The following is an 11,361-nucleotide window of genomic DNA, read 5'->3' on the forward strand; positions in this document are numbered from 1 at the left end:
CGGCCTCAGTGATAGGGGTCGGCGGCGTCGCGCAGGCCGTCGCCCATGAAGTTGAAGGCGAGCACGGTGACGAGCACCGGCAGCACCGGCAGCAGCAGCCACGGATAGAGCTGCACGGCGGCGAGGTTCTGGGCCTCGTTGAGCAGGACGCCCCAGCTCGTCACCGGCGGGCGCAGGCCCAGGCCGAGGAAGGAGAGCGCCGTCTCGCCGAGGATCATGGTCGGGATCGAGAGCGTCGCCGAGGCGATGAGATGGCTCATGAAGTTCGGGATGAGATGCCGGCCGATGACCCGCGCGGGCGAGGCGCCCATCAGTTCGGCGGCCTGCACGAAATCCTCCTCGCGCAGCGCCAGGAGCTTTCCGCGCACGGCGCGCGCGAGACCGGGCCAGTCGAGCAGCCCGAGGATGACGGTGATGCCGAAGAAGACCCAGAGCGGGCTCCAGTTCGGCGGCAGCGCCGCCGAGAGCGCGAGCCAGAGCGGCAATTCGGGCAGCGAGCGCACCACCTCGATCAGCCGCTGCACGGCGGCGTCCGCCCATCCGCCGAAATAGCCGGCGATGCCGCCGAGCACGAGCCCGACCGCGAAGGAGATCGCCACCCCGACGAGGCCGATGGTGAGCGAGACGCGCGTCCCGTAGACGATGCGCGAGAAGAGGTCTCGACCGAGCCGGTCGGTGCCGAGCAGGAAGAGCGTGCCGCCCTCGGGCGCGCAGACGAGATGCCGGTCGCTCGGGATCAAGCCGAGATAGAGATAGGCGTCCCCCCGGCAGAGGAAGCGCAGGGGCTGCGGGGCGGAGGTGTCGGCGACGTATTCGCGCCGGAACGTCGCCATGTTCAGTTGCGCCGTGTAGGGATAGACGAACGGCCCGACGAGGCGCCCCTCGTGCATCCAGTGCACCCCTTGCGGGGGCGCGTACAGGAAGTCGCCGTTGCGCCGCGCCTGCCCGTAGGGCGCCAGGACCTCCACGAAGGGCACGCTCGCGTAGAGCGCGAGCAGGATCAGCGCGGAGGCGACCGCGAGGCGGTGGCGCAGGAACTTGCGCAGGATCAGCCGCCAGGCGGAGGCTGAGCCGGCGCGGGTCTCCTCGCCCGCATCCGGGTCGAACGGCGCCGGGTCGACGAAGTGGGGCGCGGCGAACTCGCTCACCGCCGACCCATGCGGATGCGCGGGTCGAGCCAGACCAGCACGAGGTCGGAGATCAGCATCCCGGCGAGCGTCAGGACCGCCACGAACATCAGGATGAAGCCCGCCATGAACTGGTCCTGGCTGCGGAGCGCATCGAGGAGCAGCGGGCCGACGGTGGGCAGGCTCAGCACCAGCGATACCAGCACCGAGCCGGAGACGAGATGCGGCAGCAGGTTGCCGATATCGGCGACGAACGGGTTCAGCGACATGCGGAAGGGGTATTTCAGCAGCGCCCGCAACGGGGGCAGCCCCTTGGCGCGGGCGGTGACGGTGTAGGGCTTGGCGAGCTCGTCGAGGAGGTTCGCCCGCATGCGCCGGATCATCGCCGCCGTGCCGCCGAGCCCGATCACCAGCGTCGGCACCACGAGATGGGCCAGCAGCGAGCGCAGCTTCGGCCAGTCCCACGGCTTGCCGGTGAAGCGCGCATCGTAGAGCCCGCCGATGGAGAGCCCGAACCAGCGGTTGGCGTAGAAGAGCAGGATCAGCGCCAGCAGGAAGCCCGGCACCGCGAGCCCCACATAGCCGAGCACGGTGACGATCGCGTCGCCCACCGTGTGCCGGTGCGTGGCCGAATAGATCGCGGCGGGGATCGCCACGAGATGCACGAAGACCACGGCCGTCAGGTTGATGAGCAGCGTCAGCCAGAGCGCGTCGCCGACGACCTCCGCCACCGGCCTGTCGTATTCGAAGGACCAGCCCCAGTCGCCCTGGAGCAGGCCCGAGAAGCCGGCCGGCCCCGGCATCGCGCCGATCCACATCAGGTATTGCTGCCAGACCGGCCGGTCGAGGCCGTATTGCCCCATCAGCATCTCGGCCTTGGCCACGGAGGCCGCCTCGCCGCCGGCGCGCAATTCGGCGATGCGGTTGGTGAGGAAGTCCCCCGGCGGCAGCTTGATGACGAGGAAGACCAGGGCCGAGATGACCGCCAGGGTCATGGCCATGGTCGCGACCCGCCGGAAGACGGCCGCGATCACGAGCGGCCCGCCCTGCGCTCGGAGGCGCGGTCCCAGAAAACCTCGTCGAGGCGCTGCACGCCGATGAGCGCGTTGGGGTCGTAGGCGTAGAGCGCCCGCTCGGGGAGGTTGGCGAGGGCGCCGGCCGTCACCACCGGCTGCAAGGCGCCCGCCACCGTGCCGATGACCCAGGTGTTCCTCGCGTGGTTCATCAGCATCTCGCGCCAAATGGCTGCCTGCACGACAGGATCGTCCGTCGCCCGCCACTGCCGGTCGAGATCGAGCAGGCGGTGGACCTCCGGCATGTCGCAGGCCTCGCCGCCCTTGCCGTGCGACTCCGCATGCATGCTCCAGCGCGGCCAGGAATAATGGTCGGGCATGGCCGGGCTGAGTTCGGTCGGCGGCATGATCGCGGTGGGCACCGCGAGGTCGAGCCCCTGGGCGGCCACCATCACGGTCATCCCGGCTACCGAGCGGCGGCGCAGGTTCGTCCGCTCCTGCGGCTTGACGGTGAGGCGGATGCCGACCTCGCGCCAGAACTCGGCGATGAGCAGCAGCCCGTCGAGCACCAAGGCGGCCTCGCCGTCGCTCTCGACCACCACCTCGATGGCGCGCCCGTCCGGCATCAGGCGGATGCCGGAGGCGTCGCGTCCGGTGAGCCCGGCCGCGTCGAGGAGCCGGCTCGCGCCTTCGGGATCGTAGCCGGCATTGAGCGTGCGCAGCTCGGGCGCGTAGAGCGGGCTTTCCGGCACGATGGTGTCGTTGCCCTCGGTGCCGAGGCCGAAGAGCAGGGTGTTGTTCAGCGTGCGCCGGTCGATGGCGAGCGAGAGCGCGTGCCGGTAGCGGACATCCCGGTTCAGCGCCCGCCAGCCGGGATCGAGGGTGGTGAGGTTCGGATAGAGCGCGATCTCGGAGCCGCGCGCCACCGGCCACAGATTCGTCCGGTAGCCCTGCGCCGCCTCGCCCTCCTTGAGGCTCGGGATGTCGGCCATGGTCAGGCCCCGGAACATCAGGTCGGCCTCGCCGGCATTGGTCTTGGCCACCAGCAGCCCGGCGGAGGCCACGTCCATGACGATGGTGTCGAGATAGGGGAGCTGCGTGCCGGCGGAATCGACGCGGTGGTAATGCGGGTTGCGCGCGAAGACGAAGCGGGTCGCCGGCGCGCGGGTGCGGGGCCGCCACCCCTGGAGGGTGGGGCAGTCCGGGTTGTTCAGCTCGAAATTGTCGTCGCACTTGTAGTGCAGAGCGGTCCAGCCGCGCAGCTTCTGCGCCTTGGCGGCGGCCTCCACAGCCTCGCGGCCGGCGTAGCGCGGGTGGAACGGCTTGAGATAGTGCGACGGGCGGTAGATCAGCGGATCGCGCGGCGCCGCGAGCGCCGGCAGGAAGCGCGGATTGGGCTTCTCCCAGACATAGCGGACGGTCAGGGGATCGAGGATCTCGACCTGGGGGGGCTTGCCGTCGACGAGGAAGAAGTCCGGCGGGCCGCCGGGGTTGAGCTCCTTGTCGTTGGCGACGTCCTCCCAGTAGTAGCGGAAATCCTCCGTGGTGAACGGTTCGCCGTCCGACCAGCGGTGTCCCTGGCGCAGGGTGAAGGTGAAGCGGCCGCCCTCGACGGCGATCTTGTCCAGCAGGTCGGGCCGCAGGGTCAGGTCGGAATCGTAGCCGACGAGGCGGGTATAGCCGTAGGTCGAGAGGTAGCGCACGTCGCGCGCCTTCGCGATCAGCGTGCGCACGGTGCCCCCCGCCGTCCCGGTCCTGCGGCCGCGCGCGGCGAGATCGACCACCAGCGGCGTCTCCGGCAGGCGCGGCGGCGCAGGCGTGTCGGCCGCCGCCGGCAGGGCGCGCAGCGCGAGCGCCGCCGGCAGGCCCGCGAGGACGGCGCGGCGGCTCGGCCCGCTCACGCGCCCGCCTCCGGCAGAGGGTGGAGCGCCACATAGGTCAGCCGCGCGGGCGAGTAGCCGGTGGCGCGGTGGAGATCGTCGAAGGCGTGGGCGAGGCGGATGCCGGCGGCGGCCTCCCGCGCCACGGGATCGTCCGCGGGCTGCTCGAAGAGGCGGCCGTTGCGCCGCCAGCGGATCGGCTCCGCGCCCTCGACCGGCTCCCGGATCATCGCGATGGTCGGATGGGCGGGGCCGCCATGGGCATGGATGCGGTGCCCGGCGGCATCGTCGTCGAAGACGAGCCGCGTGAGCCCCAGCGCCCGCGCCTCGATCACCCGGCGCCCCTGCGCGACATGATCGTCGAAGAAGGCCACCGTGCGCGCCGGGTCGATCCCCGACCAGTCGGCGCCCGACCAGTCCGCCGTGCTGTAGCGCGCGCCCGGATCGCGGTACTGGAGGCCGGAGAGATCGGGATCGTGGCAGAAGATCTCGGCTTCCGGCCGCGCCTGCCGGATCACCCAGGTGGTGAGCCCGCGGAACACGCCCGATTCGATGACGATATCCGGCTTGAGGGCGCACATCGCCACGTAGAGCTGGAGCGCGCCGTTGAAGCCGCTGCCGCCGCGCCTCTGCCGCACGGGCGCCGTCGGGATGAGATCCCAGAACCGCCGGACCAGGGCGGGCACGTCCTCGTCCGTCTCGATGCCGCAAGCCGAGAGGTCGCGCGCCATGTGGCCCGCGGCGGCCGCCAGCAGGCGGTCGACCTCGCGGGCGGAGACCGGCCGGTGCGACCAGTCGGGCGCGGCAGGCACGAGGTCGTAGCCGAGGCGGTCGAACAGGGGCGAGAGCACCCGCCGCCGCAGCCGTTCGAGCAGGACCGGAGGAGCCCCCGCCATCAGGCCGCTTCCCGCGCATGGGCCGCGCCGAGCCGGACCCGGTGGCCGGGGGCCGGCTCGTGCATGACGCCCACCTCGTCCGGGCCGAGACGGTAGGGCTCCGGCCAGCGGGCCGGGTCGGAGTGGATGCCGCTGACGGCGGAAAAGTCGAGGGGATGGTCGAGGCTCGGATCGGGCACGGCGGCGAGCAGCGCCCGCGTGTAGGGATGCAGCGGCGCGCGGAACAGCACGGCGCGCGGCGCCTCCTCCACGATCCGCCCCCGGCACATCACGCTGATGACGTCGGCCATGTAGTCGATCACCGCGAGGTTGTGGGAGACGATCAGGTAGGTCAGCCCGAGGGCCGCCTGCAAATCCTTGAGCAGGTTCAGGATCTGGGCCTGCACCGACACGTCGAGCGCCGAGACCGGCTCGTCGAGCACCAGCATCCGTGGCTCCAGCGCCAGCGCCCGCGCGATGCCGATGCGCTGGCGCTGGCCGCCGGAGAAGGCATGCGGATAGCGCCCGAGCGCGTCCGGCCCCAGCCCGACCATGGCGACGAGCTCCCGCGCGCGGGCCTTGCGCGTCGCGGCGTCGATGCCGTGGATCTCCATGGGCTCGCTCAGGATCTGCCGCACGGTCATGCGCGGATCGAGGGAGCCGTAGGGGTCCTGGAAGACGAACTGCACCTGCCGGCGATAGGCGAACAGCGCGGCGCCTGCGAGGGCGTTCACGTCGCACGGGCCGTCGCCGCCGTCGAAGAGCACCCGGCCCGCATCGGGCTTCAGCGCGCGCATCACCATGCGCGAGACCGTGGTCTTGCCCGACCCCGATTCCCCGACGAGGCCGAGCGTCGTCCCGGCCGGCAGGCTCAGCGACACGTCGGAGACGGCGCGCACGCTGCGGGCCGCGCGGCCGAAGCGGCCGGAGCGCAGGGTGAAGCTCTTGGCGAGCCCCTCGACCCGCAGCATCGGCCCGGCCGGCGCCGCGTGGCGACCGGCCTCCGGGATCACGGCGCGGGCCGGGCGGATCGGCGTCAGGCGCTCGCCGGGCGCCATGTCGAAGCGCGGGACGGCGCTCAGCAGCGCCCGGAGATAGGCGTGTCCGGGTCGGCGCATCACCACATCGCGCGGGCCGGCCTCCACGAGGCGCCCGCGATAGAGCACCGCCACGTCGTGGGCGAGATTGGCGACCACGCCGAGATCGTGGGTGATGAGCAGGATCGCCATGCCGGTCTCGTCCTGCAACCGCGCGAGCAGCGCCAGGATCTGCGCCTGCGTGGTCACGTCGAGGGCGGTGGTCGGCTCGTCGGCGACCAGCAGGGCGGGGCGCAGGATCAGCGCCATGGCGATCATGGCGCGCTGGCGCAGCCCCCCCGACAGCTCGAACGGATAGGTTCCCAGCGCGCGCTCGGGATCGGGGAAGCCGACGCGGGCGAGCGCCTCCCGCGTGCGCGCGTCGGCCTCCCGGCGCCCGGCACCGGTATGGATGCGCAGGGCCTCGCCGATCTGGTCGCCGATGCTGTGCAGCGGCGACAGGCAGGTCATCGGCTCCTGGAAGATCATCGCGATGCGCTGGCCGCGCAGGCGGCGCATCTCCGGCCCGTCGGCGGGCAGCGCCGCGATGTCGGCCTGCCTTCCCCCGTCGTCGAACAGAATCCGGCCGCGCGCGATCTCGGCCGAGCGGGGCAGGATGCGCAGGATCGACTGCGCCGTCACAGACTTGCCGGAGCCGGATTCGCCGACGAGCGCGAGGGTGCGCCCCGGCATCACATCGAGGGAAAGCCCGTGCAGCGCCGTGAAGACGTGGCCGTCCGAGCGGAACGCGACCGAGAGGTCGCGGATGGACAGGAGCGGCGTCATCCCACCCTCGCAAGGGGTTCGCGGGGGCAGTGTGGGCCCACGGGCACCGGCGCGTCCACCGCCCCCGGCCGGAACAGGTCCGCCGGATCGAGCAGGGCGACGGCGGGGTGGCGCAGCAGCACCGGCAGCAGGCCGGCGAGGAAGCTCCAGATCGCCTCGTCATGGACGCGGTGATGGGTGAGCAGGCCGAGCGGCCGGCCGCCCTGCTCCGAGATGGTCCGCGCCAGCCCGTCGAGCAGCGCCTCCGGCTCGGCGAGCGACCGGGTGCCGCGCCAATCGATCGGATCGAGATGGATGTCCGCCCGGACCAGGCCGGGCACGGGCGCCCCCGGCACCGAGGAGAGCCCGGCATAGCCGAGGCCGGGCAGCGCCTCGGCGAGATCCGACGACAGGCGGTTCCAGGGCGGCACGAAGACGGGCAGCAGGCGCTCGGCCGGCAGCCGCGCGCGGGCGAGGCGCAGCGCCTCGGCGGCATCGGCGAGCAGGTCCGGCAGGGGCCGGTGCGGCCCGAACTCGGCGGGCTTGGCGCCGGCCGGCGCATGGTTCGCATGCGCGAGGCCGTGAACGGCGAGCCGGACACCGGGCGCCCGCGCGACGCGCGCGCCGAGGGAGGGCTCGACCGCTGCCGGGATCGCCGCCACGAGGAGGGCGGCGTCGTTCTCCTCGGCGAGCCCGAGCAGCCGGTCGAGGGCGGGGCCGGCGGCGACCGCGTCGTCGTCCCGCCACCAGACCGGGACGCGGACGCCGCGCGCGCCCGCCGCGTCGAGGGCGGCGCGCAGGCGGTCGAACCCGGAGGATCCGCGCGCGCGGCGCGGCGCGGACGGCCGCGCGATCTCCTCGACGATCGCGACGGACCGGGCGGCGCCGGCGAGGTCGATGCCGTGAGGCGGCGGCGGCGGATCGGAAAGCGAGGCCGCCACCGCCGCGAGCAGGGAGGCGGCGGTGAGGCCGTCCTCCGGCACCACCCGCGCCAGCCCGCGCGCCGCGAGCCGGTCCGCCCGCAGGCGCTGCTCCGTCTCGTCGCCCCCCTCGAACGGCACCAGCACCGCGCGGGGGCCGGCGGCGAGGAGATCCACCGCCGTGTTGTAGCCGCACTGGCTGACGGAGACGGCGGCGGCGGCGAGCAGCGCCCGATAATCCGGCCGCGCGCGCGTCACGACGCCCTCGGGAAGCCCGGCGGCGAGGGCGGCGAGATCGTCCCGGGAGACGCCGTGCCCGGCGAGGATGCGCCAGCCGAGCTCCGGCCGGCGGCGGGCGGCCTCCGCCGCGGCACGCAGCAGCCCGAGGCCGGCGGCGCTGGAGCCCGCCGCCGCCACGATCCCGACCCGTTCGCCGGCTCGGGGGGCGAGGGCGCCCTCGTCCACGTAGCCGGTGTAGCGGAGCATCGGGCGCAAGCCCTCGTCGACGGGCCAGGACGCGTCGAGGGGGGCGAGCGCCGGATCGCCGTGGACGAGCACGGCATCGTAGAGGCGCGCGGCCCGCTCATGCGCCTGCGCCACCTTCTCGGGCTTCTCCGGGGCGACGAGGATGTCCCGCACCGAGGCGAGCATGGGCACCCGCCGCGCGCGGGCGGCCTCCGCGAGCGCCAGGAACTCGTCCGCCAGGCCCCGGCGGCCGAAGGGAAACAGCTCGGTGACGACGGCGTCCGGCTGGGTCTCGTCGAGCGCCGCCAGCAGCATGCGGCGGCGGCGCTCGAACAGGGGGGCGCCGGCCTCGCGGCCCTCGCCGTCGAGAAGCCGCCCGAAGGCCGTTCCACGGATATGCAGCGGCGGCAGTTGCACCACCCGGATGCCGTCGAGCCGCACCAGGGGCGCGGCGGCGCCGCCGGAGACCAGCACCGCCTCGTGCCCGGCGCATGCGAGCGCGCGGGCGAGCGCCGCCGCGCGGGTCAGGTGGCCCGCGCCGAGCAGATGCGTGACCGCGATCAGCACGCGCATGCGGGTTCCTCGGCGACGCCGGTCGGCCGGCGGTCGAGGCGGGCCGGGACGAGCCCGGCCGAGCCCGCCAGCCGGCCGGCGATGAGGTCGATGCCGGCCTCCATCGAGAAATCGGAGACCAGCCTCCGGCGCGCGCTCCGGCCGAGCCGGCTCCGCAGCGCCGGGTCGCGGATCAGCGCGAGCAGCGCCGCCGAGAGCGCCGCCGGGTCGCCGGGCGGCACGAGCCGGCCCTCGCGCCCGTCCGCGATGAATTCCGGGGTGCCGGCGAAATCGGTCGCGAGGATCGGCAGCTCCTGGCTCGCCGCCTCCATCAGCACGTTCGGCAGGCCGTCCCGGTCGCCGCCGGGAGCGGGCTTCGCCGGCAGCACGAACAGGTCGGCCGCGCGCATCGCCGCGATCACCTCCGGCTGCGCCAGCGCGCCGCGAAACGCGATCCGAGCCGACAGGCCGAGCGCCTTTACGCGCTCGGTGAGCGCCACGCGCAACTCGCCGCCGCCGATCAGGGTCAGGTGCCAGTGCAGGGTATCGGGCAAGCGGGCAAGGGCCTCGAACAGGTCGTCATGCCCCTTCTTGGCCACCAACCGGCCGACGCAGAGCAGCCGCACAGGTGCCCCCGGATCGCCCCCGTCTCGGGTTTCCCGCGCCGGGGGCGGGGGCGGGAAGCGGGCGAGGTCGAGCCCGTGATAGGCCAGCGCCGTGCGGCCGGCGCCGTCCAGCGCGCGCAGGCGCGCGAGGCCGTCGCGGGTGCAGGTCACGCCCCAGGCGGCCTCCGCCAGCTTGTCGGCGAGGTCCCAGTCGGGGGTCGTCCAGATGTCCTTGGCATGGGCCGAGAAGCTCCAGGTCCGCCCCGTGAGGAGCGCGGCGTAGCGGGCTACGCTCGCCGGGGAATGCAGGAAATGGACGTGCAGATGCATCGCGCTCGCCGGCAGCTCGCGGGCGAGCACCAGCGCCTGGCCGAGACGGCGCATCCGCGACGGGGTGGGGTCGCGGCGCAGGTCGCGCCGGAAGCGGGCGAGGAGGGCGCCGAAACCCGGCTTCCGTAGCGCCCAGGCGAGCGCGGCGAGGACGCGCAGGGGCGCCTCGTGCAGGTATTCCGGCAGGTAGGAGGCGGCCGCGCGGATCTCGCCGTGGATCGGGTGGCGGGCGGCCTCCGTCGGCCGGCGCAGGGACCAGATCGCCAGCGGCAGCCCGCGCCGCTCCAGGGCGAGCAGCTCCTGCGCGATGAAGGTCTCCGACAGGCGCGGATAGCCCTTCAGCACCACGGCGATATGGGGCGGCGTCGGAGAAGGCGGGTTCACAGGCAGGCGGCCTGGGGGAGGGCCGGCGCCGGAACGGGGGCCGCCGTCAGCGCCCCGAAGCGCCGCGCGATCCCCTCCAGGCCGTCGAGCAGGCCCGGCACCACGATCCGCGACGGCTCCGACTGGTCGGGCAGGGCGCGCAGCGCCTCGGCCATGCGCCGAGGCGAGCGCCCGTCCTCCTCCAGCAGGGCGCGGGCGAGGCCGAGCGCATGGGCGGCCTCCGCGCGGATGGTCTGCTCGCGCCTCGGCTCGCTGCGGGGCACCAGGATCGCGCGCTTGTCGAAGGAGAGGATCTCGCAGAACGTGTTGTAGCCGCCCATGGCGACGACGCCGGCCGCCCGCGCCATCAGCCGCTCGATCTCGCTGTCGAAATCGATGGCCGCGAGCTTTCCCGGCAGCCGCGCGATGCGCTCCAGGAAGCGGGCGCGCGAGGCGGCGGCGACGAAGGGCCCGAAGGCGATCAGGCTCGGCAGGGGGATGCCCGGATCGGCCTCGTAGGCCGAGATCACCCAGTCGATCAGCCCGTCGCCGTCGCCGCCGCCGCCCGGCGTCACCAGAAGGAAGGGCGCTTGCGTGATCGGCGGGGCGGAGCGCGCAGCCGCCCATCCATCGGGCAGGCTGCGGCGCAGATAGCCGGTATAGACCGTGCGATCGGCGATCTCGGCGCCGATGGGCATGCCCGCCAGCGGCTCGTGCACGCGCGGCACGCCGTAGATCCAGACCTCGTCGTAGTGGCGCCGCAGGGCGGCGCAGGCGCCCTTGCGCTCCCATTCGGGGATCAGCCGGGCGGTCTCGTCGAGGACGTCGCGCAGGCCGAGCACCACACGGCAGCCCCGCGCGGCCGCGCTCTCGAGGGCGGGGAGCATCTCGCCGTGGAAGCCGGTGGGCTCCTTGTCGACGATGACGAGGTCCGGCCGGAACTCCTCCGCCGTGCGCGCGATGATGCGGGCGCGCTCGGCCACGACGCGCTCCAGGGGCACCCCGGCATCGAGGCTCGCATAGGTGCCGTCGCGTCCCTTCACGACGGCGGGGATGCGCACCGTGTCGACGCCCTCGGCGAAGGCGTAGCGGTCGAGCACCGCCGAGCCCGACACGATGGCGACCTCGACATCGGCATGCGCGCCGGCGAGCGCATGCGCGATGGTGCGGGAGCGGCGCAGATGGCCGAGGCCGAAGGTGTCGTGGCTATAGAGCAGGACGCGCCGGCTCCGGGCCGTGCCGTCCGCGACGTCCGGCGGGCGCCTCTCGATCAAGGACCTCTCCATGCACGGGAGCCTCGGATGCGGGGGAATCTTGGGTACGGGTCAGTCCTGGGCGGAACCTTGCTTCGCATAAGCTGGGCCGGTGTGACAAACGCCGCCATTGCCGC

The 11,361-nt window shown here is 73.7% G+C and carries 8 protein-coding genes; all 8 read right to left on the reverse strand.

The window, feature by feature from the left end; genetic code table 11:
- Positions 1-5: 5 nt before the first annotated feature.
- From ACP56T_RS08005 to ACP56T_RS08040, 8 genes are read right to left on the reverse strand one after another with little or no spacing between them, the layout of a single operon-like run.
- Positions 6-1,148: an ABC transporter permease gene (locus tag ACP56T_RS08005; RefSeq protein ID WP_430911612.1), complete on the reverse strand. Its 1,143-nt coding sequence runs from the start codon at positions 1,146-1,148 to the stop codon at positions 6-8.
- Complete coding sequence (locus ACP56T_RS08010) at positions 1,145-2,128, reverse strand: ABC transporter permease (RefSeq protein ID WP_430911724.1); 984 nt, start codon at positions 2,126-2,128, stop codon at positions 1,145-1,147. The genes ACP56T_RS08005 and ACP56T_RS08010 overlap by 4 nt, the downstream gene beginning before the upstream one ends.
- A gap of 29 nt (positions 2,129-2,157) precedes the next feature.
- Entirely contained in the window at positions 2,158-4,041 is a 1,884-nt protein-coding gene (locus ACP56T_RS08015) for an ABC transporter substrate-binding protein (RefSeq protein WP_430911613.1), read from the reverse strand.
- Positions 4,038-4,916: a hypothetical protein gene (locus ACP56T_RS08020; RefSeq protein ID WP_430911614.1), complete on the reverse strand. Its 879-nt coding sequence runs from the start codon at positions 4,914-4,916 to the stop codon at positions 4,038-4,040. Before ACP56T_RS08020 ends, ACP56T_RS08015 begins: the two co-directional genes overlap by 4 nt.
- Positions 4,916-6,757 (reverse strand): ABC transporter ATP-binding protein, encoded by a 1,842-nt coding sequence (locus ACP56T_RS08025; protein ID WP_430911615.1) that lies wholly within the window; start codon positions 6,755-6,757, stop codon positions 4,916-4,918. Before ACP56T_RS08025 ends, ACP56T_RS08020 begins: the two co-directional genes overlap by 1 nt.
- Positions 6,754-8,694 carry a glycosyltransferase gene (locus ACP56T_RS08030; RefSeq protein WP_430911616.1) on the reverse strand — a complete coding sequence of 647 codons (1,941 nt, stop codon included), beginning with the start codon at positions 8,692-8,694 and terminating at the stop codon, positions 6,754-6,756. The genes ACP56T_RS08025 and ACP56T_RS08030 overlap by 4 nt, the downstream gene beginning before the upstream one ends.
- Positions 8,682-9,992 carry a glycosyltransferase family 4 protein gene (locus ACP56T_RS08035; RefSeq protein WP_430911617.1) on the reverse strand — a complete coding sequence of 437 codons (1,311 nt, stop codon included), beginning with the start codon at positions 9,990-9,992 and terminating at the stop codon, positions 8,682-8,684. Before ACP56T_RS08035 ends, ACP56T_RS08030 begins: the two co-directional genes overlap by 13 nt.
- Positions 9,989-11,245, reverse strand: coding sequence for a glycosyltransferase family protein (locus ACP56T_RS08040; protein WP_430911618.1), 1,257 nt, complete (start codon positions 11,243-11,245; stop codon positions 9,989-9,991). The genes ACP56T_RS08035 and ACP56T_RS08040 overlap by 4 nt, the downstream gene beginning before the upstream one ends.
- Positions 11,246-11,361: the final 116 nt, after the last annotated feature.

Origin of the sequence: Methylobacterium endophyticum (genome assembly GCF_050591105.1) — a bacterium.
GTDB lineage: Bacteria > Pseudomonadota > Alphaproteobacteria > Rhizobiales > Beijerinckiaceae > Methylobacterium.

What these genes read in the sequence shown, in the direction of transcription:
- ACP56T_RS08010 (WP_430911724.1), bottom strand. Translation starts at nt 2,128, where the DNA reads ATGGCCATGACCCTGGCGGTCATCTCGGCCCTGGTCTTCCTCGTCATC.
- ACP56T_RS08020 (WP_430911614.1), bottom strand. Translation starts at nt 4,916, where the DNA reads ATGGCGGGGGCTCCTCCGGTCCTGCTCGAACGGCTGCGGCGGCGGGTG.
- ACP56T_RS08025 (WP_430911615.1), bottom strand. Translation starts at nt 6,757, where the DNA reads ATGACGCCGCTCCTGTCCATCCGCGACCTCTCGGTCGCGTTCCGCTCG.
- ACP56T_RS08030 (WP_430911616.1), bottom strand. Translation starts at nt 8,694, where the DNA reads ATGCGCGTGCTGATCGCGGTCACGCATCTGCTCGGCGCGGGCCACCTG.